This is a genomic window from Pseudomonas sp. NPDC099000 (assembly GCF_044759925.1).
Taxonomy (GTDB): Bacteria; Pseudomonadota; Gammaproteobacteria; order Pseudomonadales; family Pseudomonadaceae; genus Aquipseudomonas.
Map to the genome: position 1 here is coordinate 1 of NZ_JBIWAF010000026.1, position 26,657 is coordinate 26,657.

Annotated in this window: 27 protein-coding genes; 18 read left to right on the top strand and 9 right to left on the bottom strand. The window is 55.9% G+C overall.

Annotated elements, in window-relative coordinates; all coding sequences use genetic code 11:
- Positions 1 to 70: 70 nt before the first annotated feature.
- The 3 genes from ACIQV9_RS23420 to ACIQV9_RS23430 all read left to right on the top strand — a co-directional run bounded on the left by ACIQV9_RS23420 (position 71) and on the right by ACIQV9_RS23430 (position 3,322).
- Entirely contained in the window at positions 71 to 1,321 is a 1,251-nt protein-coding gene (locus ACIQV9_RS23420; RefSeq protein WP_403106512.1) for a lipoprotein-releasing ABC transporter permease subunit, read from the top strand.
- A gap of 7 nt (positions 1,322 to 1,328) precedes the next feature.
- Complete coding sequence (lolD, locus tag ACIQV9_RS23425; protein ID WP_403106515.1) at positions 1,329 to 2,012, top strand: lipoprotein-releasing ABC transporter ATP-binding protein LolD; 684 nt, start codon at positions 1,329 to 1,331, stop codon at positions 2,010 to 2,012.
- Between the two features lie 65 nt (positions 2,013 to 2,077).
- Positions 2,078 to 3,322, top strand: coding sequence for a lipoprotein-releasing ABC transporter permease subunit (locus ACIQV9_RS23430; RefSeq protein WP_403106518.1), 1,245 nt, complete (start codon positions 2,078 to 2,080; stop codon positions 3,320 to 3,322).
- 44 nt (positions 3,323 to 3,366) lie between these two features.
- On the opposite strand, the gene ACIQV9_RS23435 is transcribed toward ACIQV9_RS23430, so the two are convergent.
- Entirely contained in the window at positions 3,367 to 4,716 is a 1,350-nt protein-coding gene (locus ACIQV9_RS23435) for a heavy metal sensor histidine kinase (protein ID WP_403106520.1), read from the bottom strand.
- Entirely contained in the window at positions 4,716 to 5,396 is a 681-nt protein-coding gene (locus ACIQV9_RS23440; protein WP_403106523.1) for a heavy metal response regulator transcription factor, read from the bottom strand. Before ACIQV9_RS23440 ends, ACIQV9_RS23435 begins: the two co-directional genes overlap by 1 nt.
- A 155-nt stretch (positions 5,397 to 5,551) precedes the next feature.
- Here ACIQV9_RS23440 and ACIQV9_RS23445 point away from each other — a divergent pair, with 155 nt between their 5' ends.
- Positions 5,552 to 6,076 carry a plastocyanin/azurin family copper-binding protein gene (locus tag ACIQV9_RS23445; RefSeq protein ID WP_403106526.1) on the top strand — a complete coding sequence of 175 codons (525 nt, stop codon included), beginning with the start codon at positions 5,552 to 5,554 and terminating at the stop codon, positions 6,074 to 6,076.
- Positions 6,077 to 6,137: 61 nt separating this feature from the next.
- Entirely contained in the window at positions 6,138 to 6,968 is an 831-nt protein-coding gene (gene queF / locus ACIQV9_RS23450) for an NADPH-dependent 7-cyano-7-deazaguanine reductase QueF (RefSeq protein WP_403106529.1), read from the top strand.
- A gap of 172 nt (positions 6,969 to 7,140) precedes the next feature.
- On the opposite strand, the gene ACIQV9_RS23455 is transcribed toward queF, so the two are convergent.
- Both ACIQV9_RS23455 and ACIQV9_RS23460 read right to left on the bottom strand, forming a co-directional pair.
- Complete coding sequence (locus ACIQV9_RS23455) at positions 7,141 to 7,404, bottom strand: DUF4404 family protein (RefSeq protein WP_403106532.1); 264 nt, start codon at positions 7,402 to 7,404, stop codon at positions 7,141 to 7,143.
- A gap of 109 nt (positions 7,405 to 7,513) precedes the next feature.
- The gene (locus tag ACIQV9_RS23460; protein ID WP_403106535.1) at positions 7,514 to 8,134 is read right to left on the bottom strand and encodes an HAD family phosphatase; all 621 of its coding nucleotides are present in this window, start codon (positions 8,132 to 8,134) and stop codon (positions 7,514 to 7,516) included.
- Between the two features lie 201 nt (positions 8,135 to 8,335).
- On the opposite strand from ACIQV9_RS23460, the gene ACIQV9_RS23465 reads away from it, so the two are divergent.
- Positions 8,336 to 9,025, top strand: coding sequence for a VacJ family lipoprotein (locus ACIQV9_RS23465; protein ID WP_403106538.1), 690 nt, complete (start codon positions 8,336 to 8,338; stop codon positions 9,023 to 9,025).
- A 61-nt stretch (positions 9,026 to 9,086) separates the two neighbouring features.
- Here ACIQV9_RS23465 and ACIQV9_RS23470 read toward each other — a convergent pair whose 3' ends face one another.
- Positions 9,087 to 9,386 carry a PilZ domain-containing protein gene (locus ACIQV9_RS23470; RefSeq protein WP_403106541.1) on the bottom strand — a complete coding sequence of 100 codons (300 nt, stop codon included), beginning with the start codon at positions 9,384 to 9,386 and terminating at the stop codon, positions 9,087 to 9,089.
- A 276-nt stretch (positions 9,387 to 9,662) separates the two neighbouring features.
- Here ACIQV9_RS23470 and rssB point away from each other — a divergent pair, with 276 nt between their 5' ends.
- Both rssB and rssC read left to right on the top strand, forming a co-directional pair.
- A complete protein-coding gene (rssB, locus tag ACIQV9_RS23475; RefSeq protein WP_010456296.1) occupies positions 9,663 to 10,844 on the top strand; it encodes a two-component system response regulator RssB in 1,182 nt (393 codons plus the stop codon).
- Positions 10,844 to 11,326 (top strand): anti-sigma factor antagonist RssC, encoded by a 483-nt coding sequence (rssC, locus tag ACIQV9_RS23480; RefSeq protein ID WP_007935262.1) that lies wholly within the window; start codon positions 10,844 to 10,846, stop codon positions 11,324 to 11,326. Before rssB ends, rssC begins: the two co-directional genes overlap by 1 nt.
- Positions 11,327 to 11,399: 73 nt before the next feature.
- On the opposite strand, the gene tal is transcribed toward rssC, so the two are convergent.
- Positions 11,400 to 12,326: a transaldolase gene (gene tal, locus ACIQV9_RS23485; protein ID WP_403106544.1), complete on the bottom strand. Its 927-nt coding sequence runs from the start codon at positions 12,324 to 12,326 to the stop codon at positions 11,400 to 11,402.
- A 340-nt stretch (positions 12,327 to 12,666) separates the two neighbouring features.
- Between tal and ACIQV9_RS23490 the strand changes: the two genes are divergently transcribed.
- Entirely contained in the window at positions 12,667 to 13,050 is a 384-nt protein-coding gene (locus ACIQV9_RS23490) for a hypothetical protein (protein ID WP_403106547.1), read from the top strand.
- Between the two features lie 25 nt (positions 13,051 to 13,075).
- On the opposite strand, the gene ACIQV9_RS23495 is transcribed toward ACIQV9_RS23490, so the two are convergent.
- Positions 13,076 to 14,041 (bottom strand): glycosyl hydrolase family 5, encoded by a 966-nt coding sequence (locus ACIQV9_RS23495; RefSeq protein ID WP_403106550.1) that lies wholly within the window; start codon positions 14,039 to 14,041, stop codon positions 13,076 to 13,078.
- Between the two features lie 308 nt (positions 14,042 to 14,349).
- Between ACIQV9_RS23495 and ACIQV9_RS23500 the strand changes: the two genes are divergently transcribed.
- The 8 genes from ACIQV9_RS23500 (at position 14,350) to ACIQV9_RS23535 (ending at position 23,941) form a co-directional block, all read left to right on the top strand.
- Positions 14,350 to 14,790 carry a low molecular weight protein-tyrosine-phosphatase gene (locus ACIQV9_RS23500; RefSeq protein ID WP_403106553.1) on the top strand — a complete coding sequence of 147 codons (441 nt, stop codon included), beginning with the start codon at positions 14,350 to 14,352 and terminating at the stop codon, positions 14,788 to 14,790.
- A 44-nt stretch (positions 14,791 to 14,834) separates the two neighbouring features.
- Positions 14,835 to 17,063: a polysaccharide biosynthesis tyrosine autokinase gene (locus ACIQV9_RS23505; protein WP_403106678.1), complete on the top strand. Its 2,229-nt coding sequence runs from the start codon at positions 14,835 to 14,837 to the stop codon at positions 17,061 to 17,063.
- Between the two features lie 107 nt (positions 17,064 to 17,170).
- Positions 17,171 to 18,253 (top strand): glycosyltransferase, encoded by a 1,083-nt coding sequence (locus tag ACIQV9_RS23510; protein ID WP_403106555.1) that lies wholly within the window; start codon positions 17,171 to 17,173, stop codon positions 18,251 to 18,253.
- A gap of 14 nt (positions 18,254 to 18,267) precedes the next feature.
- A complete protein-coding gene (locus tag ACIQV9_RS23515) occupies positions 18,268 to 19,380 on the top strand; it encodes a polysaccharide pyruvyl transferase family protein (protein WP_403106558.1) in 1,113 nt (370 codons plus the stop codon).
- Positions 19,377 to 20,597, top strand: a complete 1,221-nt coding sequence (locus tag ACIQV9_RS23520; RefSeq protein WP_403106561.1) for a polysaccharide biosynthesis C-terminal domain-containing protein — start codon at positions 19,377 to 19,379, stop codon at positions 20,595 to 20,597. Before ACIQV9_RS23515 ends, ACIQV9_RS23520 begins: the two co-directional genes overlap by 4 nt.
- Positions 20,597 to 21,694 carry a hypothetical protein gene (locus ACIQV9_RS23525; RefSeq protein WP_403106563.1) on the top strand — a complete coding sequence of 366 codons (1,098 nt, stop codon included), beginning with the start codon at positions 20,597 to 20,599 and terminating at the stop codon, positions 21,692 to 21,694. Before ACIQV9_RS23520 ends, ACIQV9_RS23525 begins: the two co-directional genes overlap by 1 nt.
- A gap of 18 nt (positions 21,695 to 21,712) precedes the next feature.
- Entirely contained in the window at positions 21,713 to 22,750 is a 1,038-nt protein-coding gene (locus ACIQV9_RS23530) for an acyltransferase family protein (protein WP_403106566.1), read from the top strand.
- A 39-nt stretch (positions 22,751 to 22,789) separates the two neighbouring features.
- On the top strand, positions 22,790 to 23,941 hold the full coding sequence (locus ACIQV9_RS23535) for an SGNH/GDSL hydrolase family protein (RefSeq protein WP_403106681.1): 1,152 nt from the start codon (positions 22,790 to 22,792) through the stop codon (positions 23,939 to 23,941).
- A gap of 4 nt (positions 23,942 to 23,945) precedes the next feature.
- On the opposite strand, the gene ACIQV9_RS23540 is transcribed toward ACIQV9_RS23535, so the two are convergent.
- The gene (locus tag ACIQV9_RS23540; protein WP_403106568.1) at positions 23,946 to 24,353 is read right to left on the bottom strand and encodes a mannose-1-phosphate guanylyltransferase; all 408 of its coding nucleotides are present in this window, start codon (positions 24,351 to 24,353) and stop codon (positions 23,946 to 23,948) included.
- Between the two features lie 27 nt (positions 24,354 to 24,380).
- Positions 24,381 to 25,214 carry a UTP--glucose-1-phosphate uridylyltransferase GalU gene (gene galU, locus ACIQV9_RS23545; RefSeq protein WP_090182155.1) on the bottom strand — a complete coding sequence of 278 codons (834 nt, stop codon included), beginning with the start codon at positions 25,212 to 25,214 and terminating at the stop codon, positions 24,381 to 24,383.
- Between the two features lie 311 nt (positions 25,215 to 25,525).
- Between galU and galE the strand changes: the two genes are divergently transcribed.
- Positions 25,526 to 26,542: a UDP-glucose 4-epimerase GalE gene (gene galE, locus ACIQV9_RS23550; protein ID WP_403106571.1), complete on the top strand. Its 1,017-nt coding sequence runs from the start codon at positions 25,526 to 25,528 to the stop codon at positions 26,540 to 26,542.
- The last annotated feature ends 115 nt before the right edge of the window (positions 26,543 to 26,657 follow it).

Consider the following 26,657-nt stretch of genomic DNA (forward strand, 5'->3'; position numbering starts at 1 on the left):
AAATAAAAGTAAACCACCTAAAACAACACAAACACAAACACTATAAAAATACAACACAAAAATCCCATAAATGTTAATAAAAATCTTCGTATTTATTGGCACGCGTTATACCCGTGCAAAGCGTCGCAATCATTTTGTGTCGTTCATTTCCCTGACCTCGATGATCGGACTCGCCCTCGGCGTGGTCGTGATGATTGTCGTGCTTTCGGTCATGAACGGCTTCGATCATGAGATGCGCACCCGCGTGCTGGGCATGGTGCCCCACGCGACCATCGAGTCCGGTGAACCGATCAGCGACTGGCAAAGCCTGGCCACCAAGGTCAAGCAGAACCCGCAGGTGACGGCCGTGGCGCCGTTCACCCAGATGCAGGGCTTGCTGACCAACAACGGCAAGGTCTCCAAAGTCCTGCTCAATGCCATCGACCCTGCGCTGGAACGCCAGGTCTCGATCATTGATAACTTCATGCAGCAGGGCAAACTCGACGACCTCACGCCGGGCAGTTTCGGCATCGTCATCGGTGACAAGGCGGCCGCTAAACTCGGCGCCGCGGTCGGCGACAAGCTGACGTTCGTGGCACCGGAAGTCACGGTGACCCCGGCCGGGATGTTCCCGCGCATGAAACGCTTTACCGTGGTCGGCATTTTTCATGTCGGCGCTGGTGAGATCGACGGGTATCTGGGCGTGACCAACCTGCAGGACCTGGCGAAGCTGCATCGCTGGAAGCCGGATCAGGTCCAGGGCATCCGCCTGAAGTTCGACGACCTGTTCCAGGCCCCGCGCACGGCGTGGAATATCGCCCAGCAACTCGGCGAAGACCATTTCTACGCCCGCGACTGGACGCGCACCCACGGCAATCTGTATCAGGCGATCCGCATGGAAAAAGCCATGATCGGCCTGCTGTTGCTGCTGATTGTCGCTGTGGCCGCGTTCAACATCATTTCCACGCTGGTGATGGTGGTGAATGACAAGAAGGGCGACATCGCGATTCTGCGCACCCTGGGCTCCACGCCGGGGCAGATCATGGCGATCTTCATGGTCCAGGGCACGGTCATTGGCGTGATCGGCACGTTGATCGGCGCGGTGGTCGGGATCTTCGCCGCGCTGAACGTCAGCGCCGCGATCTCTGCCCTCGAAGGGTTGATCGGCCACAAATTCCTGAACGCCGACGTGTATTTCATCGATTACCTGCCGTCGCAAGTGCAGAGCCAGGACGTATTGATGGTCTGCGCCGCCGCGTTGGTCCTGAGTTTCCTCGCCACCCTGTATCCAGCCTGGCGTGCCGCGCGCACCCAGCCTGCGGAGGCGCTACGTTATGAGTGAGTTGGGTATGAGTGATAAAGCAATCTTGAGCTGCCGCGACCTGGGCAAATCCTACGAGGAAGGCCCGGAGTCGGTAGAAGTGCTGGCCGGTCTGCAACTGGAGTTGCACCCGGGTGAGCGCGTGGCGATTGTCGGCACTTCAGGTTCGGGCAAAAGTACCTTGCTCAACCTGTTGGGCGGTCTCGACACGCCAACCAAGGGCAGCGTCTGGCTCGACGGCGAGGAGTTGTCGGCCCTGAGCGAGAGGAATCGCGGCCTTTTGCGCAACCGGTCACTGGGTTTCGTCTACCAGTTCCACCATTTGCTGCCTGAGTTCACCGCCCTGGAAAACGTCTGCATGCCGCTGCTGATCGGCAAGACCGCGATCCCGGAAGCGCGTCAGCGTGCGACCGCGTTGCTGGAGCGGGTAGGGCTGGGTCATCGCCTTGAGCACAAACCGGCCGAACTGTCCGGCGGCGAACGTCAGCGCGTGGCCATCGCCCGCGCCCTGGTGAACAAGCCAGGCCTGGTGATGCTCGACGAGCCGACCGGCAACCTCGACTCCCATACCGCCCAGGGCATTCAGGATTTGATGCTCGAACTCAGCACCTCGATGCGCACGGCGTTCCTGGTGGTGACTCACGACATGAACCTGGCTCGCCAGATGGATCGCGTCCTGCATTTGCAGGAAGGTTGCCTGACGCCCATCTGATTGGCCGAAACCCGGCGTACTGAACAGTACGCCGGGTCTTTTATTTTTATACGGTGCCCCAGCGAATGTTCAGACCGTTATCGATCTTTATCGGCACGCGCTATACCCGCGCCAAGCGCCGCAATCGCTTTGTTTCCTTCATCTCGATGACCTCGATGATCGGCCTCGCCCTCGGCGTGCTGGCGATGATCGTAGTGCTGTCGGTGATGAACGGCTTCCAGCGCGAAATGAGCTCGCGCATCCTCGGCATGGTGCCGCACGCGACCATCGTCGGCGTGAACCCTATCGACGATTGGCAGCCGGTGGCCGCCGCGGCGATGAACAATCCTGAAGTGACGGCGGCGGTGCCGTTCACCGAGATGGAAGGCATGCTGTCCTACAAGGGCACGATGCAGCCGATCCAGGTCAGCGGTGTCGACCCGGCGCTGGAAGGCAAGGTGTCGATCGTTGCCCAGCACATCGTTCAGGGCCGTCTCGATGCATTGAAGCCGGGCGAGTTCGGCGTGGTAATCGGCGAGATCACCGCGCGACGTTTCCGCTTGAATGTCGGTGACAAGATCACCCTGATCGTGCCGGAAGTCAGCACCGCACCGGGCGGCATTACCCCGCGCATGCAGCGGCTGAACGTGGTGGGCGTGTTCAAGGTCGGTGCCGAGCTGGATGGCTCGATGGCGCTGATCCACGTCGCCGATGCCGCGCAGATGCAGCACTGGGAACCGAACCAGGTGCAGAGCGTGCGTCTGGCCGTGAAGGATTTGTACGCGGCGCCGAAGGTGTCGAGCGATGTGGCTTCGGGTCTTGGCACCGCTTACCGGGCCGACGACTGGACCCACACCCAGGGCAGTCTGTTCAGTGCGATGAAGATGGAAAAAACCATGATCGGCCTGCTGTTGCTGATGATCGTCGCCGTGGCGGCGTTCAACATCATCGCAACGTTGATCATGGTGGTGAACGACAAGGGCGCGGACATCGCGATCCTGCGCACCATCGGCGCGACACCGCGGCAGATCATGGCGATCTTCATGGTGCAGGGCACGGTGATCGGGGTTGTCGGTACCTTGATCGGTGGCGTGCTCGGCGTGATTGCGGCGTTGAACGTCAGTGAGCTGGTGGGGTGGGTGGAGCGGGTCAGTGGCCAGCACATCTTCAGTTCGGATGTGTATTTCGTCAGTAACTTGCCGTCGGAATTGCAGGGTGGGGATGTGTTGTTGATCTGCTCCGCCGGGTTCGTCCTGAGCTTCCTTGCCACGGTTTACCCGGCGTGGCGTGCGGCGAAGATCGAGCCGGCTCACGCGTTGCGGTATTCGTAAGCCGTTACACCGACTTGCCCGCGATGGGGCCAGACCTGCTGGCCTCAATCCCCCTTCGGCAACTCAATCACAAACCTTGTCCATCCTCCATCCGATTCACACCGAATCTGCCCGCCATGGGCACGAATGATCGACTGGGTTATCGCCAATCCCAACCCCGCATGTTCATTGCTGCCTTCCTGACGCGCCGGATCAGCCCGGTAGAAGCGATCAAACACACGCGGTAGCAACGCCTCGTCAATTTCTTCACCACTGTTTTCGACGGTCAGGCTCAAGCCTTTGACCTGATCAACAATCCGCACTCGCACTGCGCCATCGACAGGCGTAAACCGCAACGCGTTATCCAGCAAATTGGACAGCGCCCGCCGCAACATGCTGCGGTCACCCTCCAGTTGCGCGCTGCCCTCACGGCTCAGCGTCACTCGGGCGTCTTCGGCCAGCGGCGCAAAAAACTCCAGCAACACATCCACTTCTGCGGCCAGCTCCAGGGATTCCCGCTTGGGCGTCAGCAACCCATGGTCAGCCTTGGCCAGGTACAGCATGTCGTTGACCAGTTGCGCCATCCATTGCAGTTCTTCGAGGTTGCTGTGCAGCGCTTCGCGGTAGTCCTCGATAGGTCGAGGGCGGGTGAGGGTGACCTGGGTGTGGGTCAGCAGGTTCGACAGCGGCGTGCGCAGTTCATGGGCGATGTCAGCGGAAAACGCCGAGAGTCGCTGAAAAGAGTCGTCGAGGCGTCCGAGCATGGCGTTGAAGCTGTGGGCCAGTTCGGTGAGTTCCGACGGCATATTCTCTTCGGGCAGTCGGGCATTGAGCGATTGCGCCGAAACACCGCTGGCGATCGCACTCATGCGCCGCAACGGACGCAAACCACTGCGCGCCGCCCACGCACCGAGCAACGCGGTGGCCAGGGCTGACAAGCCGACGGTCAGCCAGATCAGGCGCTGCATGCGTTGCAGAAAGTGCTGGTGATGGGTGATGTCCAGCAGCAAGGTCAGTTGCGGTGAGTCTGGCCGGTCGACAAATAACGGCGCATTCAGCACGCGATAATCGGTGCCGTCGTCGTTCATCGTGGATAAGCCGGGTTTTTGCGGGAGCTTTTCCGGCAGGCGTGTCGAGCTGTCATACCAGCGCTGGCCATCGCTGCCGGTGATGCGCAGCGACAGGTCCGCCTGCCGACTCAGTTCATCCGCCAGTCTGACTTCGCTTTCACTCGACTGAACGTCGTGCAGCGCGCGGCGCAAACCCATCAATTTACCGTCCAGCAACTGCTGATCGAGTTCGATGAAATGCGCCTCGCTGCCGCGACTGAACAACACCCCGGCAAACAATGAAACCACGGCGGTACAGGCCGCAAACAGCAGCGCCAGACGACTGCTCAGCGAAAGTCCACGCATCAGACAGGACGCTCTTCAAGGACATAACCCATGCCGCGCACGGTATGAATCAGCTTGTTGGGGAACTCATCGTCGATCTTCAGGCGCAAACGGCGGATCGCGACCTCGATGACATTGGTGTCGCTGTGGAAATTCATGTCCCAGACCTGGGAGGCGATCAGTGATTTGGGCAGCACCTCACCCTGGCGCCGCAGGAGCATTTCCAGCAGCGCGAACTCCTTGGCAGTCAGGTCGATGCGCTGACCGCCGCGTTCCACCCGGCGGCGGATCAAATCCAGGCGCAAATCGGCCAGTTGCAGGCTGGTTTCCTGAGACGAAGCACTGCCGCGTCGCAGCAGACTGCGGACCCGCGCCAGTAACTCGGAGAAGGCGAACGGCTTGACCAGGTAATCGTCGGCGCCGAGTTCGAGGCCGTGGACTCTGTCCTCCACCGCATCTCGCGCCGTCAGAAAAAGGACCGGCGTATCGAGACCGGCGCCCCGCACCGCTTGCAGGATTTGCCAGCCATCGCGACCGGGTAGCATTACATCCAGGATCAACAGCGCGTATTCACCACTCAATGCCAGTTGCTGGCCGGTGTTACCGTCGGCCGCCAGTTCGGTGTTGAAACCGGCCTCGGTCAGGCCCTGGCGCAAGTAGTGGCCGGTTTTCGGTTGGTCTTCGACGATCAGCAGTTTCATGGGCAACTCGAGGCAAGTGGAACGAACGCTTTATACCGTGGGCAGCGTGAATACAAGTCAACCTGACAACGTTGTAATCTGGCTGTCAGGTTGCGGGCAGTGGCGACAGTTTAGAGTTTTCCACAGGCTGAACCTTATCTTGTTGGAGTACGACTATGTTTTTGCGCAAATCTCTGGGGCTGGCCGCGTGTTTGTTGGCGCTAGGCTCGCCGGTGGGGGCAGTGCCGGCGCATACCTACGATTTCGGTCAACCGGCCCCGGCGGCCAAGGCTACCCGCAGTGTCGAGGTGGTGATGGGTGACATGTCGTTTACCCCTAAGGCGATCGATTTCAAGGCCGGTGAGACGGTTCGTTTTGTGCTGGTGAATAAAGGCCAGTTGTTGCACGAATTCAACCTGGGCGATGCGGCGATGCATGCCAGGCATCAACAGGAAATGATGAAGATGCAGCAGAGTGGCATGCTCACGCCTACAGGCATGAAGGAAATGGACCACGGTTCGATGGCTGCCATGGATCACGGCATGATGAAACACGACGACCCGAACAGCGTCCTCGTCGAACCGGGAAAAACGGCCGAGCTGACCTGGACCTTCACCAAGGCCACCAACCTGGAATTTGCCTGCAACATTCCTGGCCATTATCAGGCGGGCATGGTCGGCAAACTGACTGTCAGTCAGTAAGCACTCAAAGGCCGACGCAAAGGCTGGTAGAATCCGCTGATTCTTCAGTCAGGTTTCCGCCATGCATCCCGCAGCCGAACACTCGCCGCTGGGCAAATCCAGCGAATACATCGCCACTTATACGCCGTCCTTGCTGTTCCCGATCCCGCGCACCGCGAAATGGGCCGAGTTGGGCCTGACGGCGCAGACCCTGCCTTACAAGGGTGTGGACTTCTGGAATTGCTTCGAGCTGTCGTGGCTGTTGCCGTCCGGCAAGCCGGTGGTGGCGATTGGCGAATTCAGCATCCCGGCGGATTCGCCGAACATCATCGAATCGAAGTCGTTCAAGCTGTACCTGAACTCGTTGAATCAGACGCCGTTTGCCGATACCGAGACCCTTGAAGCGACGCTGGTGAAAGACCTGTCGGCCGCTGCCGGCAAGCCGGTTGGCGTGCGGATTCGCAGCCTCAAGGATGTCGAAGCTGAAGGCGTCGTGGCGTTGCCGGGTGTATGCATCGACGATCTGGAGATCAGCGTCAGCAACTACGAGCATCCGCGCCCGGAGCTGCTGCGTTGCGATGATTCGCGGATTGTCGAAGAGAGCGTGCACAGCCATCTGCTCAAATCCAACTGCCCGGTCACCAGCCAGCCGGACTGGGGCAGCGTGGCGGTGGAATACCGTGGCGCGGCGCTGGATCACGCGAGTCTGCTGGAATACATCGTGAGCTTCCGCCAGCACTCGGACTTCCATGAACAGTGCGTGGAGCGGATTTTCCTCGACTTGCAGCGGTTGCTGAAACCGGAGAAGTTGACGGTGTATGCGCGGTACGTGCGGCGCGGTGGGTTGGACATCAATCCGTATCGCAGCACTGAAACCGTTCAACTGCCGAACCACCGCCTGGTCCGTCAATGAAGATCTAATGTAGGAGCGAGCCTGCTCGCGATAAGAACGGTACATCCAACATCAATGTTGTCTGATATTCCGCCATCGCGAGCATGCTCACTCCCACAGGTGGATTGCATTTCAAATTGCGGATATGAAAAAGCCCCGCCATCACTGGCGGGGCTTTTTGCATCTGGCGGTTTCAGATCCCCATGTTGGCCAAGGCTTGCACGATGTTGCGCAAGGTGCCAGCAAGGGTAGGGTGTTCAATTTCGAAGCGCTCGACGGCCAGGTTCACATTGTCGGCGAGGTTGGTGTCCTGGGTTTTGGTTTCGAGCTCGAGCTCCAGTTCTATCTGTTGCATCAGCGCGTGCAGGTCTTCGCGCTCGGCTTCGGTCAGCGGTGGATTCTGTTCCAATTGCTCGCGCAGAGTATTGAGCTGTTGTTGCAGTTCGCGGGCAGGCATGGCGTTCTTCCTTTTATCGATAGGCACTGGCATAGACCGCAGCAGCGCGCCAAAGGTCTATGGCTTGCCTTTAGATTAATCCACTCCTGCGTTGCCTGCATGATCTCGATCAGGGCTTTTCGCCCTTGAGCCGGCGCAGGCTGATGTCGGCCAGGCACGTGTCGAGTTCACCCAAATGATCGATCACCGAATGCACGCCCAGACTGAACAGCTGCACCGTCGCTTTGCCGCGCAGGTGTTCGCGCTCCTTTTGACTCAAGGCTTGCCATTCAATGGGCGCCAGGCCGCAGAGCGAGCCGCAGGACGCGAGGCCGATCGTCCACAGCCCGGCATTCAGTCCCGATTGCAGCAATCGCGGTTCGCCGCTGACCAGCACGCAACCATCGAGTTGATCGACATTCAATGCCATCAAGGCTTGCCAGCAGGCGTTCGGCGCCGGCCACGGATTTGTTGTTGCGGGGTGTTGCGAAGGTTTGATCCACGCAGGCAGGGCGCCGGCCAGGGAATGGGTGAGGGCGGGGGGCAACTCGTCGAGCCAGGCACAAGGAATCTGCTGGCGTTGCAAGCTGTTCAGACTGTCCAGCGCGCCGGGCGTGACCTCGGCGTGCTCGGCCGTGCGAGTGTCGTGCTGGCGCATCCGGGCGCCGAAATCCACCAGGCAACCACTGAGCCCGAACAGTACGGCGGTCAGGCTGGGTGCTGCGAGGGGCAAGGCTTCGGCGTGCGGCATATCGACATCCCTGAAATAACGACAAGGCTATAAGCTGCCGGTGACAGTTGAATGACACTGATGTGAAGCGCTCTCAGTCAGGACGAATCATCCGTAGGTCATCACGAGCGAGGCTGCCCTAAACCGGCTTTTCCGTCTTATACTAGCCAGCTTATCGCCTGGGCCAAGCGCCCTCGCCAGTACAATCCAAGGAGTTTCTCTATGCGCTGGAGCAATCGTCTAGCTCAGCTTTGTGTGTGTGCCAGCGTATTGCTGGTTCCGTTCGCAGCCCAGGCTGCCACGGAAGAAGACCCTTGGGAAAGCGTCAACCGTCCAATCTTCCAGTTTAACGACTTCGTCGACACTTACGCACTCAAGCCAATCGCTCAAGGCTACGAGTTCGTGACGCCGCAGTTTCTGGAAGACGGCATTCACAACATGTTCCGCAACGTCGGTGATGTCACCAACCTTGCGAACAACGTCTTGCAGGTCAAACCTGCTGCCGCGGGCGTAGACACTGCGCGTCTGATCTTCAACACCACCTTCGGCCTGCTGGGCTTCTTCGACGTCGGCACTAAAATGGGCCTGAATCGTAGCGACGAAGACTTCGGCCAGACGCTCGGTTACTGGGGCGTGGGCAGCGGCCCGTACGTCATGCTGCCGCTGTTGGGTCCAAGCACGTTGCGTGATGCGCCATCGAAGTACGTCGACGGCTACACCGGCCCGTACCGCTATATCCACGATGTGCCGGTACGTAACTCCATCTTCGGCCTGAACATCGTCGACACCCGCGCCAGCTTGCTGTCGAGCGAGAAATTGATCAGCGGCGACAAATACACCTTCATCCGCAATGCGTATTTGCAGAACCGCGAGTTCAAAGTCAAAGACGGCCAGGTCGAAGACGATTTTTGATCTCGACCGGTAAAATGAAGAAGGCGGCCAATCGGCCGCCTTCTTTCGTTTGGGTCCGGGCTTATTTCATCTTCAAGATTGTAAGCCCGAGTTTCTGACTGCCGCCGTCCTGTTCCCTTACCCATACCACTTCGGTGTCGGCTTCAAGGCCTTTGAGCGCTGCGTGATCGGAATCGATACGCACGCTGAGCCGGTCACCGACCTTGAACAGGCGGGGTGCCTCAACCTGCATGCCACTGCTGGAAAGGTCGATGCAGACGGCTGGCACCTCATCGCCTTCGTGAATCAGCGACACATCGGCATCGACCCGCATGCGGATGAAATCGCGCTTTTCGCTGTAGTCCCGATCGGTTTGGCTCATGGGCTTCATCCTTCCATTGGGTTACGGATTTGCCTGTTCTTATAACTCCCGGTGATTTGACAAGTAAAGACGTCAAGCGACCATCGGCGTGAGCTTGAAACGCCCCGCGGATGGGAGTACCGTCTGCGCCTTAGAAGGGCACCTCTGGTGGACCTGTGTGTAGGGCAAACGCCCGAAAACGGTGCGACAGAGAGGCTAGAAAGCGAATCCAGTAGTGTGAGCCGGGATAAAACCCGTGCCTGCTACGCCAACCTAATTCTGGCGCCGTTTGCCCACATGCCAAAAACCAGTGCCACGCTGCTGATAATCGATGATGACGAAGTAGTGCGCGCGAGCCTCGCGGCCTACTTGGAAGACAGTGGTTTCAGTGTCCTGCAGGCCAGCAATGGCCAACAGGGTCTTCAGGTATTCGAGCAAGACAAGCCCGACTTGGTCATCTGCGATCTGCGCATGCCACAGATGGGCGGACTCGAACTCATTCGCCAGGTCACCGAGCTGTCACCACAAACCCCGGTGATTGTAGTTTCGGGCGCCGGCGTGATGAACGACGCGGTCGAGGCCCTGCGCCTGGGCGCGGCGGACTACCTGATCAAGCCTCTCGAAGATCTGGCTGTGCTCGAGCACTCTGTGCGCCGGGCCCTGGATCGCGCGCGCCTGCTGCTGGAAAACCAGCGCTACCGCGAGAAGCTGGAAAAGGCTAACCGCGAGCTCGCCGCCAGCCTGAACCTGCTCCAGGAAGACCAGAACGCCGGTCGCCAGGTACAGATGAACATGCTGCCGGTCAGCCCCTGGACCATCGACGAGTTCCAGTTTGCTCACCAGATCATCCCGTCGCTGTACCTGTCGGGTGATTTCGTTGACTACTTTCGGGTCGACGAGCGTCGGGTAGCGTTCTACCTGGCGGACGTTTCCGGTCATGGCGCCTCTTCAGCCTTCGTTACCGTGCTGCTGAAGTTCATGACCACGCGCTTGCTGTTCGAATCCAAGCGCAGCGGCACATTGCCGGAATTCAAGCCTTCAGAGGTCCTTGGTCATATCAACCGAGGCCTGATCAGTTGTAAGCTGGGTAAACACGTCACAATGGTCGGTGGAGTCATCGACGAGGAGACAGGTTTGTTGACCTATAGCATCGGCGGTCATTTGCCGTTGCCTGTGTTGTACACGCCGGACAGTGTTCGTTATCTGGAAGGGCGTGGTCTGCCGGTGGGCCTCTTTAATGAGGCCACTTATGAAGACCATGTGCTGGAGTTGCCGCCGACGTTCAGCCTGACGCTGATGTCCGATGGCATTCTGGACCTTTTGCCAGAACCTACACTCAAAGAAAAAGAAGCGGCTTTGCCCCAACGGGTCAAGGCAGCGGGCGGCAGCCTGGATGGTCTGCGGCAGGTTTTTGGATTGGCCACGCTAGGGGAGATGCCGGATGATATCGCCCTGTTGGTGTTGAGCAGGAATCTTTAATGAGTACCGGTAGAATCCAGTTCGCCGAGCAGGATGGCACCTTCGTCCTGAAGTTCGTCGGTGAAGTTCGCCTGACCCTGTGTTCGGCGTTGGATGCGACTATTGAGCGGATCTTCACCGCGTTGAACTTCAACGCGATCGTGATCGACCTGACCGAAACCCGCAGCATCGACAGCACCACCCTTGGCCTGCTGGCCAAACTGTCAATCCTTTCGCGGCAAAAGGTCGGCCTGCTGCCGACTGTCGTCACCACCCACGAAGACATCACCCGTCTGCTGCAGTCCATGGGCTTCGAGCAAGTGTTCAACATCGTTGACCGCCCGATCCCGTGCCCTGAATGCCTGACCGACCTGCCAGACCAGGATCAGTCCGAAGAAGTCGTGCGGATCAAAGTGCTCGAAGCGCACAAGATCCTCATGGGACTGAACGACTCCAATCGTGAAGCGTTTCATGATCTGGTGAATGCCCTGGAGCGTCACTGATTCCATAAGCGACTGCGCACAAAAAAGGGCGAACCTGTGAGGGTTCGCCCTTTTTGCGTTTGCTCTTATTGGATCAGAGCTTGGCTTGCAGCAATGCTTCGAGTTTTTCCTGGTCGCGAGCGAACTGACGAATACCTTCAGCCAGTTTCTCGGTCGCCATTGCGTCCTCGTTGGACAACCAACGGAACTGCGCTTCATTCAGGCTCAAACGAGCTTCACCGGCATGACCCGGGGCCAACTTGCGCTCCAGCTTGCCAGTGTCCGCTGCCAGCTTCTCCAGCAGATCCGGGCTGATGGTCAGGCGATCACACCCGGCCAACTGCTCAATCTGATTCAGGTTGCGGAAGCTCGCACCCATGACCACGGTCTTGTAGTCATTGGCCTTGTAGTAGTTGTAGATGCGCGTCACCGACTGCACGCCCGGATCATCCGCGCCGGTGTAGTCGTTGCCGTTGGCTTTCTTGTACCAGTCGTAGATGCGGCCTACGAACGGCGAAATCAGGAACACCCCGGCGTCAGCACACGCCGCCGCCTGAGCAAACGAGAACAGCAGCGTCAGGTTGGTCTGGATGCCTTCTTTTTCCAGAATTTCGGCAGCGCGGATGCCTTCCCAGGTGGAAGCGATCTTGATCAGCACGCGGTCACGGCCAATGCCAGCCTTGTCGTACAGGTCGATCAGACGGTGCGCACGCTTCAATACGGCGTCAGTGTCGAACGACAGGCGCGCATCCACTTCGGTGGAAATACGGCCAGGGATCACTTTTAGAATTTCTTGCCCTACCGCAACACCAAAACGGTCGCTGGCCAGGCCCACATCGCCTTTGCAGTCGTGAACGCAGGCATTCAGCAGCTCGGCATAACCGGGAATGGCGGCCGCTTTCAGCAGCAGGGAAGGGTTGGTGGTAGCGTCGACGGGTTTTACGCGAGCGATAGCTTCGAAGTCGCCGGTGTCGGCAACGACGGTGGTCATTTGTTTGAGTTGTTCCAGCTTGGAAGTCATGGGCGTGCTCTGTCCTATGGGTCTAATGACATTACCCGAGCGCTGACAGCCACTCAAGGGCGCATGTACGTATCGGTGGCCCCGTTGGCAACAACCGGAAAACGGATGTTTGAAAGGCGGGGCGCGGGTGTCGGTAAATACGATGCCAAAACCGCGCGCAGGTTCAAAGTAACTGACCGTTGACGGCACTCTGGCAACTCTGGCTCCTGAGCTGGCATGCCTGCATTCGGGCACCAACTGGTGTTAAAAATGGTCGAGTTCAGCTGTTATAAGATGTCAATTAGTGCAACTCGGATGGCGTGTAATGTGGCGCGGATAAATGTAGGCATTGGATGGGGAAATGACTTCACAAGGGGAGCGGGTGTCTGCAATTGTGGAGGCCTTTGATGACTTTATTCTCGGTTATGTTCTGAAGAAATTGACCGAAGTGTTTGAAGGGCTGATGGCCGCATCAAAGAAGAACCACCCGGACAATATGACGGGTCTGGTTCAAATGGGAAGGGTTAAAGCCGCAAAGAAAATTCCCGCCTGGCTAAATCGAGTGAAACACAGCATGCCCAGTCAAGTCACTCGTGTGTTGATGGAACAAATGAACGACTCACAAAAATCCAAACATGACCTGCGGTATGAAGCGCAAGCCGTATTGTTCGAGGTGCTTGTTGAGGAGTCGCTGGCAATGGACGCCGCGAGTTATGCGGAGTGGATTAATAAAAGCCCCTGTTAACGGTGCGCGCGGTCATTTGTCAGCGTTACTTCAATAACAGTTTGACGGCAGCTTCCGCAGGTTTTGATTTTCCATCGGACGACTTTAATCCAAAACTTCGCTCGCGATCATTACTGCCAGAATCGCTGTTTTTCCATTCGTAAAGGGAGGTCAGCGGTATGTTCAGTTTTTTGACATCCGAGATGAATCTTGTAATGCGTGATGCTTGTCCGGCGGTGCCTCCGATGGAACTGAGCGATGGCACTCCCCATTCGGTAATGACCCCCGGCACATGGAAGTTATCAAGGATAAACGCTTGAGTACTGCTGATCTCGGTGCCCGACCTGCCATAGGGGTGATACGAAACAGCACTGAGGCATTGGGGGTGTTCCTTCAGGATTTCAGTCAGTGCGATGGTCGCCTTGGAGTCTTTGGTGGGCGCTTTCGCGAATCCAAACCCGATCAGGGGTGTTGAGTGATCCCGCTTTTGTAACGCGCTGCACACTGCGCTCATGAACGGCACAAACGCTACTTCAAAATTCTGGGTAGGCCAGTATTTTGGCAAGTCCGGTTCATTCCAGATTTCAATGGCGACAAGTTGCGTACTGAAGGCGTTTTCCAGACCGATGACCGAGTTCGCGAATGAATCCCCCGCAGCGGTGAGATCACTGCCACTGCTTTGCGTTTTGTGGGTTAACGCTTGGGTTGAGCGAACGGTCATCAATACCGGCAGGTCGGCGGATTTGGCAGCAGCGAAGGCTTCATTGATCTGGTGTTGATACGCGGGGTTACCCAGGCTGTTGGTCCATACGCCAAGGCGCACGAATCCGAACCCTGAGGCTTTGATCTGATGGGCGTCGGTGGTCGAGAAATTCTGAATCTTCACCTGAACGCCTATTGTCTTGTTGTCCTGGGCCAGCGCTGAAAAAGCCTGGCTCGCGTAAACGTGGCTGAAGGCGCCAAGTACACATAGCGTTGAAGTGGCAATCAGTAGGAAACGCGTGGAGGGCATAACGGGGAATTCCTGTTGTCGTCCCGGGCATGGGGCAGGGTGAAAATAGCATTAGTCGGTTGTTACAGCGATATCATCAATCGGCTAGTCCCGGTGCCCATTGTTAATATTGGTCGGATAAATAACTTCCGGATCGCGAGTGTTATTTATGGTCCGGTTTTCTGGTTGGGCGTTTTTTGTGTGTCGTGGTATTTAATACGAAAGTATTTTCATGATGGATCCCTCTCTGAATGCGGGACGGTCTTGTTGGTTCATTTATATCCTCGTTAATACGTGGGCCGATTCGACACTACAGGGGAAGAGTAGCCTTGTTCAGAAAGATTCTTGTGGTCTGCGTCGGCAATATTTGCCGAAGTCCTACCGCTGAACTGTTGCTTCGCCATGCGCTGCAACCTTCAAGTATCTCAGTGACCTCCGCGGGATTGAACGCGCGGGTGGGTGAGGCTATGGAGCCCGACGCACTTCGGGTTCTTGAAGAACGGGGCCACGAAGCCGAAGGGTTTAAAGCGCGGCAGATTACGCCCGCCATTGTCAATGAATCAGATCTCATTCTGGTCATGGAAAAAGAGCATGTACAGGGCGTACTAAAGATTGCATCACACGCCAGGGGCAAAGTGTTTCTTCTGGGGAAGTGGCAGAGTGAACGCGAAATAAAGGACCCGTATCGTCAAGGAAAAGCTGCTTTTGTCCATGCCCATGCATTGATTGAAGATGCCGTTTGCTCATGGGCGCAGCGCCTCGGACGTTGATGGATGATTTTCAGATTAGTAATAATGGTAAAAGAATAGACCTTATGCAGTTACCGTCAGTAATCAGCACCCGGGATAAAGAGAGAGACGAGATTGATCTGCTCGGTTTATTAGGCACATTGATTGACCATAAATGGTTAATAGGTGCCATCACCGGGGCGTTCATGGTGACCGGTGCCGCGTATTCGATTTTATCGCCGCCCGTGTATCTGGCGAACGCCCTGGTCCAGGTCGAGCCGAAAAAGAACGACATGTTAGGGTTCTCGGATATCAGCAGCATGCTCGGTGGACAATCACCGGCGGCTACCGAGATCGGCATCATCAAGTCTCGCGCGGTTATCGGTAAAACGGTCGATGATCTGCGTCTTGATATTGTGATAACGCCCAACACCTTCCCCGTCGTCGGTGGCTTTCTTGCTCGGCGCTATAAAAGCAGCCCCACGGAAAGTGTGTCGCCTCCGCGATTTGGCATGAACAGTTATGCATGGGGAGGCGAGCGTCTTGATATCGAACAACTCGATCTGCCGGCTGAACTGTTGGGCAAGAAGTTGATGCTGGTTGCCGAAGAGCAGAATAGATTCAAACTCTACGATGACAACGGCGGTTTGTTGGCCGATGGCGCTACAGGCAAAGCCATCGCACAGCAGGGTGTCGAGGTCCTTATCGCGAGCATGGTGGCGAATCCGGGCACTAAATTTGAAGTCGTGCGCAATCCACGCATTGTCACCATTCAGAATTACCAGGACGTCCTCGATGTTTCCGAGCAAGGTAAAGAGTCGGGCATCATAAGTCTGGCCCTGGCCAGCACCGACTACACCCTGGCGGTGAAGATTCTCAACAAGATCTCAAGGCTTTATGTGCAGCAGAATGTGCAACGCACTTCTGCCGAGGCTGCCCAGAGTCTGGAGTTCCTGCAGGCACAACTCCCGCAAGTCAAAGACGATCTGGTCAAAGCCAGCAACGCACTGAACAGCTATCAGACCCACGGAAATACAGTCAACATCTCCCTCGAAACCAAGTCTGTCCTGGAACAGATGGTGGTGCTGGATACGCGCATCTCGGACCTGAAACTCCAGCAAGCGGACTTGGATCGAAAGTTCACCCGAGAGCACCCGGCCTACCGCGCCTTGATGGCGCAGATGGGGGATTTGAACAAACAGCGACAAGGGTTGGAAAAGAAAGTCCAGGGGCTTCCGGCCACACAACAGGAGCTGTTGAACCTGACACGTGATGTGGAAGTGGCGACACAAATCTATACCCAGCTGCTGAACAAATCCCAGGAACTCGACATCGTAAGGGCAGGGGCGGTCGGCAATGCGCGGCTGATTGATACGGCGGATGTCGACATCACTACCCCGGTCAAACCTCGCAAGGCCCTGATCGTACTGGTTGCGACTTTGCTGGGTGGGTTTGTCGGTGTAGCGCTGGTGTTAGTGCGTAAATCGCTGAGTAGAGGACTTGAAGGGCCGGAAGCCATCGAGCAACTGGGTCTGCCGGTCTATGCCTCCATTCCTTACAGTACCCTGCAACAAGAAGAGGACACTAAAAAAGTCCGGCTGGGCGACGGCGTCAACAGCCAGTCTTTTCTATTGGCCCTGCGTAACCCCACCGACCTGTCCATCGAATCGATACGCAGCTTGCGAACCTGCCTGCATTTTGCAGGGCTGGATGCGACTAACAATCGAATCATGATTTCCGGCCCGAGCCCCCAGGTCGGCAAGACGTTTGTCTCCTCTAACCTGGCCGCGGTCATTGCTCAAAGCGGGCAGAGGGTCGTACTGATCGATGCCGATATGCGCAAAGGTCATCTGCACAAGACCTTGGCGACTCCGATCAGTAATGGCTTGTCCGATCTGTTGACCAAGCGCTGCAGTATTGAGCAAGCGATCAATAAACTCGAAATCGATAACCTGCATTTCATCAGCCGTGGACAGGTACCGCCCAACCCGTCAGAGCTATTGATGCATGCCAACTTCAGAGAACTACTCGCAGAACTAAGCGAGCTCTACGACGTGGTAATCATCGACACGCCACCTCTTCTAGCCGTGACCGATGCGGCAATCGTTGGTCGTGAAGCCGCCATTAATCTGATCGTGACGCGCTTCGGTGTAAATCCAGCCAAAGAGATCGAATTGACGATTCGTCGGTTTGCTCAAAACGGTATCGAATTGAAAGGCGCGATTTTTAACGGCGTCGAGAAGCGGGCGTCCAGTTATTACGGTAATGGCAGTTATGGCTATTACAACTACGAATACGCCTCTGACAAGTCGTGATGCGAATTCTATCTGCCAGGTAATCAGGTTGAGAGTGGATTAACGGTCGTTAACCACTTTCCGGGTTTCTTTTGCCCTGCGACTACGTTCATGGAATTGGGTGAATTGTGAAAAAAATACTACATGTGGCGGAAACGATTAAAGGTGGCGTTGCGACGGTCATCCGGACGATATCAACCCCTCCCAAGGACGACGACCAGCAGTATGAACTGGTCTATTTGATCCCGTTCGACCAGAAGAAAGAACTGCATGGCATTGATGAAAAAGACATCAGGACGTTCTCTCGGAACAAGAGAGACGTCGTCTCCCTGCTGCGGTTTGCCTGGCAACTCATCCGAGTGATTTTCAAGGAAAAACCGGATGTCGTGCACTTGCACAGTACGTTTTCCGGGGTCATTGGCCGATGTGTGTGTCTGGTCATGCGCCCTTGGCGGGCTCCGAAAATCATCTACTGCCCGCACGCGTTTTCGTTCTTGATGGAAAGTTCTCCGGCCAAACAGAAAGTGTATTCACTGATTGAGCGGCTTTTGCAAAAAGTCACGGATGTCATTATCTGTGTCAGCCAATATGAACTGGATAAAGCGGCCTCGTTCGGTATCGACCGTCACCGCATGAAACTGATCTACAACGGCATTCATTATAAAAACGATGAGAGCCTGTCCGGTCAGTGCACGGATATTCAACTTTTATTTGTGGGGCGACTGGACTATCAGAAGGGCTTTGATGTTTTGCTCAAGGCGTTCACGGAAGTCGAGCGCACCGACTTGAAACTGACGGTGGTCGGCAGTGCCGTGAATGAGGAATCGGTAGAGTGCCCCGTCATTGACGCCGTTGAATACCTGCCTTGGGTAACCCCGGCCGAAGTCAATGCCCTCTATAAAACCGCCGATGCCCTGATTGTCCCCAGCCGCTGGGAAGGTTTTGCCATGGTTCCCCTCGAGGGCATGGCCATGGGCGTGCCCGTTATCGCCAGTGACTGTACTTCGCTGCCTGAGTTGGTCACGCATGACGTGACGGGCTACATATTTTCCGCCGGCGATCACCAAGCGCTCGGCAATATATTAGTGAATATCAAGAAACAAAAGTTACTGGAACTCGGCACCGAAAGCCGCAAGCGGGTGCGCGAACGGTTCAGCGCAACGCTGATGATCCAGAAAACCTATGACGTGTATTCCGCTCAAACTTATTAAGTAGATATCAAGCTATGAACGTAACTATTTTGCACGGCTACAGTGCATCAAATTCGGGTGATGGCCTTCTCGTGGATTTGGCAATCGCCTTGGTGCTGCGAAACTTTGGTGCTGACACATTAATCAATGTCGTTGCGTCAGACCCCCAGTCATTTAGCTACCTTCCCTACAAGCGGTATGACGCGCCGGTCATGGCGGCTAAAGGGCTGGGGCGCGTAAAGGAAGCGGTGTTCCTTAAACAGTCTTACGCGCCGCTCGCTGAACTCTTGGGTACTACCGATCTGATTGTCGGGGTGGGCGGCGGGTACATGCGGTCAAAAAGCGCCTTTGAACACATCAAGCTGAAACTGGGTCATGCCAAACAACTCGAAACGGCGATCTTGAGCAAGGTGCCGTCGGTTTACCTGCCGCAAAGTATTGGCCCGTTCCACGGTGAGAGCAGTGCCATCGTAAAACACTACGCCAGCGCCGATGCGGTGTTTGTCCGTGACAACAGGTCGTCGGCCATTTTCGAATCCAATGAAAATGTCTATCGAGCGCCAGACCTGGCGGTTCAGGCGTTGGCGAAAAAGATACTGGTGCAACCCAAGTTCACCCGCTGTGCGTCATCGCCGGCCGTGGTTTGCGTGGTTTTACGCAAGCCGCCGGAATGGAGCAAAGAGAAGAAAGTTGCCTATGTTGCCAACCTGAAGCTTCTGTTGAAGCGACTAAGGGCGAAGAGCAAAGTGGTCTGCGCTGTCCAGAGCGCCGTCCGTGGCAACGATGACGGGGCGTTCTACCGGGAACTCGGTATTACCGAGGACCTCCTGCCCCTGAAGGCGACACTGGCCAAGTATCAGCCTGATCTGGTCATTTCCGTGAGGCTGCACGGAGCCATTGAATCGCTCCTCGCCGGCGTGCCTGCGTTCCATATCAGCTATGAACGCAAAGGCTTTGGCGCCTATCAGGATATGGGTGTGGAAGACTGGGTGATCAACGGCGGGGACATCAATGTCGACACCATCATCGACACTGTTTACGCGCCGAACGCATTGTCCAGATTCGGTAAAAAACTGACGGACACCTGCAAAGAAATCGAAGCCAAAACGGAGCTGATGGACACCATCATCAAAGGGATTGTTCGATGATATTTCGGCTGTTGCTACGGGGAGGTGCATTAGGCGCAAAGTTCTTGCTGGTGTTGGCCATCACGCATTACCTGGGTTATGAGGCGTTGGGTTTCTACGGGGTGGTGGTGGCCGCTTCGTTGATCGCCTCGAAGTTTTACAGCGTCGGGTTCAGTTCTGAAATCAACCGGCTGATCAGCGTGGGGGGTAGTACGAAGCTTGTTGTTGATAAGGTACTGATTTTGTACCTGGCCGTTGGTTTGTTGTTATCGGTGGTCACGGTCGCACTCTACTCACTGTTCAGCGATGTTGAGGCGAGTGCCACGTTGATCGCGTGCGTCACGCTGTTGCTGCTCACCGAGCATCTTTCCTTCGAAATAAACTCGTTTGTCTTTTCCGCACAAAAAGCCAACTGGGGCGCGTTGTTGTTTTTCATCAAGACCGGCCTCTGGGCGTTCCTTGCCGTTGGCGCACTGATGGCGGGCGTAGTGTCCACCATCGCCAGTGTTCTCTGGTTATGGGTGGCCACCAACTTGCTGGTCATCGTGGCCGGTTACTTCATTGTGGTTAACGTTCATAAGGGCCGGGAAGTCAGTGCCGTCACCACGGTATCGGTCTGGAGGGCAGGGTTGCCCTTTTATCTGGGAGGCGGCCTGATCGCGTTGAGTCAGTACGCTGAGCGTTTTCTGATTCTGGACATTGAACCGTATGCCAGCCTCGGCAAATACGTGTATTCCTGGTCCGCCGCCAATACGTTGCAAGCGCTGTCCTACGCCGTAGTTGCAGTGGTGGGCATTCCCGTACTCGCCAAGCGTTATAAAAATAACCAGCAGGCGCTGACGGTCCGGCAATTGTTCGTGAATCAATGGGTGCTGCGCTCTTTGATTGTTTCCTGCGCGGTGGCTGTGCTGATTTATGCCTTCTTCAACATCCTGCTCGATTATGTGGACGCAGCAGTCCCGCGTCCGGATAACCGGATTTTAGCGATCCTGATTTTGTCTTTTGCCCTGCGCGCTGTCGGCGACATCGTGTGGGGAGGCCTTATTGCCTCAAAGAACAGTCGGGTTTCGTTAGCCAGTGCGGCGATCTGCCTGGTGATTTCACTGCCCGTCAGTTATGTGCTCATCAAGCACTATTCAATTTATGGCGCGGCGTGGGGTAACGTCTTTTCGATTACGGTGCAGTTGGCCGTCATTGCGTTGCTGACCAGGTTTGCCCGGGCGAAGGGGAGCTTGTAATGGCTATCTCTCTACCGTCCATAGAGTTTCGCGGAAGAAAACTCGACTCACCCATTTCATTCCTGATTCTGCTCTGTGGTCTTTTTCTGTCTATTGCGATGCCGCTGCTGATGCACCGCGATCCTGGCCCTGATGCCATGACCTTGTGGACGTCATACGTTCGTTCAGACAACTGCAATTTCTGGAATCCGTTTTCGCCAGACCGGTCTTCTTATGAATGTTCCGCCTACCTGTTGCGTCCCACCGGTATCAACCTGACCAATGCGTGGGCCTACGGGATGTTGTGCAACCTGTTTCTGACCTCCATCCCGATCTTCATCTTCAAAAGAATACCGATAACGATCTTCCTGACCTTGTGCCTGTGGGGGGTGGTCAGGTCGTTTTTCCTCGATAACCTGACCAAGGAAATCATTGTCTCGGTGGCGGTGATCGCCATTCTGTTTTTCTCCTTCTCGAAACGCTACCGAGCGGGCTTTTTCCTTTCTGCGCTTTTTTACGGTGTGCTGATCCGGCCCTACTGGATATTGTTTTCGCTGGTCTGGGTCGGCGTGTGCGTGATGAAGAAGCATGTATCGCGTTTCAGCTTTTTCGTGATGTTGTTCATGTTCTACCTGGTGATCGCGACGGCCATACAGTTACTGGTCGGCTATTCGGTTTCATCCATTCGCGCCAGTAACAATGAACAGCGGACCTTGGGTGAAGAAGGCTCGAAGTCATTGATCGTTTCGTGGATTAACGGCGGTGACTTCGTGTCGCAAGCCGTGGACTCGATGAGCATCTTTTTCAGGCTGTCTTTCCCGGTGGAGTTGATCCTGCTCTCCGGTCTGGGCCAGATCATATTCGTCGTCCTGATGATGATGACCTCGTTGCTGATGTTCAAAATGATGACGTCGAGTCACTACAAGGGCTCAACCATCGAGCCTAAGGTCAAAGAGCTGATCTCTATCCCACTGTCCTTTTTATTGGTGCAGGGTTTGTTCGAGCCTGACTTCGGTTCGTTTGCGCGACATTTCTCCATGGTGGTTCCGGTACTGTTTCTGGGGCTGGGATTGCAGCTGCGCTCAAAGAAACCTGAGTCGGTTGAATCAAGCGTCTAGAGCTGAGGTTTGTGGTCTATGCAAAGCAAGAAAAAATCGTTGGAAATAGAAACGCTCAGAGGGCTGGCTTGCCTGCTGCTGGTGCTCTATCACGTGATAGGTCCGCTGGGTGGCGGACTGAAAATAGACCTGGGCTCGCCATTTCGGATTCTGGCGGATTCGATGGTGTACGTCAGGATGCCGCTGTTCACCTTTATCTCGGGCTATATCTATTCGATTTACAAAATCCGGGGCAATGACTTCTCCGCTTACTGCGTTGGCAAAGTGAGACGGTTGATCGTGCCTTTGTTTTTTGTCGGTATTCCATTTTCGGTGCTGCAGGTTGTAGGCCCTGGCGTTAACAAGGACGTCGGGTTGATCGACGCCTTGTTGTCGTTTTACATACCGGTTAACCATTTCTGGTTTTTGCAGGCCGTCTTCATCATCTTTGTGTTTGTCGGCTTTCTGCAATGGCGCGGCCTGTTGCAGACCGCGACGCGGCTGTATCTGCTGTTCTTGTTTTCGGCGCTGGTGTTCTTGCTGCCGCTGTTTCCGGTTGATGCGTTTGGCATCAATGGCGCGGTCTATTTGCTGCCGTTTTTTGTGACGGGGATGATTTGCCACGAAAAGGTCAGCGCTTTAAAGCAATCGCTGAAAGTGATCGGACCGGTCGTGTTCGTCTTGATATCGGCTGTGTTGCTTTATGTCGCCGCCGTGGATCGCGAACTCATTGTCGATCGCAGAAGCCTTGTCGGTTTGCTCGTTGGCTGTACGTCCTGTGTCGCGCTACTGTCGACTGACATGCGCTCGAAAGCCCTGATCTGGCTGGGTGGATATTCTTACGCCATCTTCCTTTTTCACGTGCTGTTTGCCGCCAGTTCGCGGTTCGTCTTGGGTCGTTTGGGGGTCACGGACGACAGCGTTCTGGTCGCAGGCGGTGTGCTGTGTGGATTGTTGGGGCCCGTGTTGTTGTCGAACGTTTTCAGCCGTTTCAGCCTGACTTCCGTTCTGTTTTTGGGTGAGCGTGTTACCCGTAAAAAGACCCCAGAGGTCGGGTTGACGGTGTCTCAATCCTGAGCACCCATTCAGCCGGCTTCCTGATAGATGGATGAGTCAATGGTAGATGTCGATGATGTGCGCCCCGTTTCTGCTCCGGTTGTCGAAGTGAGAAGTTCACGCGAGCGGCTTGCCGCAATGGCCAAGGGTAAAGCGGGGGAGGTGCTGGCCATCTCGGTGATTGGCGACAGTTACAGCGCGGGGCAGGACTTTTATCTCAATGCCCTCACTCAGCACCTGGCGAAAGATTTTGGTTTCGCCGGGCCTGGTTATGTCGGGTTCAATCACGGTGCCGCGCTCGGCGGTACGAATTTCAAATACACCCGCAGCAGCAAGAAGTATTTCGGTGGGGATTGGGACGTTTCCAGTCTTGGCCAGGCAAGTCCGGACAGCCGCACTGTTACCGGGAAAGTCGGTGCTTATGTTGAGCTGGACGCCAACGAAACGACTGCAATCACTACGTCCATCGCCCATGCCAAATTGCTCTACCTGGGCAATGGCAAAACCAGTGAGATGCGCTATCGGTGGGCACCTTCAGATACCTGGCAGCCTTTGACGATGGCCGGTTCAGGGGTTCAGGAAGTGCAACTTAGCGTCCCCGCCAATGCTGAATGGTCGTTAAGGCTCGAAGTAGTGAAAGGTGCGCCGACGTTGTTTGGTCTGTGGCTGGCCAATACTCAGGGTGGCGTCAGGGTCTCCAAACTCGCTGCTTCCGGCGCCGCTTCAGGTGACTTTTATAAAAACGACCACCAATGGCAAACCCAATGGAAGGCCGTCGTTTCAAAGATACCGGCGGACGTTTACCTGATCATGTTAGGCGGTAATGACCAGGGGTTTGGCGTTAAGCCCAAGGACTATCTGGAGAACATGAAAGGGTTGGTGCGGATGGTCCGTGAAGTTCATCCGGCGGCGAGCATCAACGTCATCCTGCGTCAGGACACAACGCGCTCCAGTGCCTATCCGATGTCGGAGTACGCCCAGGTGCTTGAGCCTTGGGCGCGTTCGGAAAACATTGTGTATTCGAGTTTGCAGTGCACATTCGGTCCCGACTTCAAACGCTACGCCAGTGACGGGCCGACCCCCATGATCGGCCCGGACAAAATACACCCTGTCCCGGGTTCGGGCGGTCGGCTTATCGCCGATTACGTGTATCGCCTGATTGTCGAAGGGGGCAGTGAGGTGCAGGGTAAGTGCGGTTCCGCTTTGAAGTAATCATTCACCGTTCAAAGTGTTCCAGATGGCTCAGCAGCTCTGCGGTTTTCACAGGCATCAAGTCAGGATCACATCGCGTTTCAACATTGATGATGATTGCCGGGTCGCTGTAGCGCACGCGAACCCGGAATCGCCAATCATTGAAAATCACTTTAAGCCCATCGCGTTCATCGATATCCAGGGCCTGGCGGGCGTACAGACTTTTCAGATGGTTCAAGAGTGCAAAAGGGTCCCTGACCGGGCGATGGATATCGCCCGAAGAGGGGAACACCCCGATGCGCTCGACCAACAAGGTTGTGCCAAACCAGGCCGCAGAGGTGGAGGATAACGACGGGGTTTTTGACAGCCAGGCCATCACCCCGATGTTGCCCGCTTTCTGTTCGATCTCTACCGAGCGTTTTGCAGTGGTCATAGTGGCCTGCCTGGGTGAATGAGTGGGTTAAAGACCGTTGAGATAAAGCTGCTCATAGCAAAAGTTGGTGGCGTCGATATAGCCTTCTGCACCGCCGCAATCAAAGCGCAGGCCTTCGAACTTGTAGGCCAGCACGCAGCCATTCTGCGCCTGCTTCATCAGCGCGTCGGTAATCTGGATTTCGCCGCCCTTGCCCGGTTGGGTGTCGGCGATCAAATCAAAGATGTCGGGGGTCAGAATGTAGCGGCCAATGATTGCCAGGTTGGACGGTGCGTCCTCGGGCGCCGGCTTCTCGACCATGCTGTTGACCCGGTAGATGCCCTCGGAAATCAACTCGCCGGCAATCACACCGTATTTGTGCGTCTGATCCCGGGGGACTTCTTGAATGGCCACGATCGAGCAACGGAATTTTTTGTAGAGCTTGATCATCTGCGCCAGTACGCCGTCACCTTGCAGGTTCAGACACAAGTCATCCGCCAGCACCACGGCAAACGGTTCGTCGCCGATCAAGGGACGACCGCTGAGAATCGCATGCCCCAGGCCTTTCATTTCGACCTGACGGGTGTAGGCGAACGTGCAGGTTTCTATCAGCTCTCGCGTGCCGGCCAGAAACTTCTCCTTTTCGGTGCCGCGAATCTGGTGTTCCAGTTCATAGCTGATATCGAAATGGTCTTCCAGCGCACGTTTGCCCCGGCCGGTCACAATTGCCATGTGCTGCAGACCGGCGTCCCGTGCTTCTTCAACGGCGTACTGGATTAAAGGCTTGTTGACGATCGGCAGCATTTCCTTTGGCATGGCTTTAGTCGCAGGTAAGAAGCGCGTGCCATAACCGGCGGCGGGGAACAAGCATTTACGAATCATAGATATATCCTGGAAAGTCATTGTTCACAGCCACACGGAAAACAGTATCGAGCGTGGTAGTGAGTTTTGATGTATTACTGAGGTTGTACTTTAATACCTGAGTGGTGATTTGTTGGCAATTATTAGCAGGTGCAGAGTGGGGTAAATGTTATTAGTTGTCGGGGCTGAGGGTGTTTAGTTAATTTTAGTCGGCGTCTATCAATAGTGTCGGTTGTTCTGAAGTGCTAATAAGTGTTTGGCGTCAATGGGTGATGTGCGTATTTAACATTACCTGTCATTGAGCACTTCAATACCCCACTATGGACCGCTCTATGAAGATTCTGGTAACGGGTGGAACCGGTTATATCGGTTCTCACACCACACTTGCGCTGCTTGAGGCGGGCTTCGACGTGGTTGTACTGGACAACCTGTGCAATAGCTCTGACGCGTCCCTGCACGCCATTGAAGCTATCTGCGGCAAAACCGCGTCAATGATTCGCGGGGATGTGTGCGACCGGGCATTGCTGGACCGGATTTTTCAGGAACATTCCATCGATGCTGTCCTGCATTTTGCCGGGCTCAAAGCCGTAGGCGAAAGCGTGCGCAAGCCGCTTGAGTATTACGAGTCCAATGTTTGCGGGAGCATTACCCTGTGCCAGGCGATGTCCGCGGCCGGCGTATTCCGTCTGGTGTTCAGTTCATCGGCCACGGTGTACGGCGCGCCTGAGCAAATGCCGATTCGTGAAGATTTTCCAACAGGCACGCCGACCAATCCTTACGGGCAATCCAAACTGTTCATCGAAAACGTGCTGCAGGATCTGTGTGCGGCAGAGCCGCGCTGGAGCATCGCGCTGTTGCGTTACTTCAACCCGATCGGCGCTCACGCCAGCGGCCACATGGGTGAAGACCCCAGCGGCATTCCCAATAACCTGGTGCCTTACATCAGCCAGGTGGCCGTCGGCAGTCTGCGGGAACTGTCGATATTTGGTGATGATTACCCCACGGTCGATGGCACCGGCGTGCGCGACTACATTCACGTGTTGGATCTGGCGGACGGGCACTTAAAGGCGTTGCAGTCGATCTCGACGCGCACCGGAATCAATATCTGGAACCTGGGCACGGGCGACGGTTACAGCGTTCTGGAGGTACTGCGGGCATTCGAACAGGCTTCGGGGCGGCCAGTGCCTTATCGCGTAATGCCGCGACGCTCGGGCGACGTCGCCGAGTGTTGGGCCGATCCTTCCAAAGCGGCGAAGGAGCTCGGCTGGAAGGCTACGCGGAACTTGCAGGAGATGATGACGGACACCTGGCGTTGGCAATCGAATCATCCCAGGGGCTACCTCGACTAAGGCTCGTGGGGGCTCCAGCCCCCGGTTTCTCTGCTGAACTGTTATATCAGGGCGTGATGTTAATTATGGTCGGGAAAATTGACTGGAAACACATCCCGCAAGTCCGTAGATATAA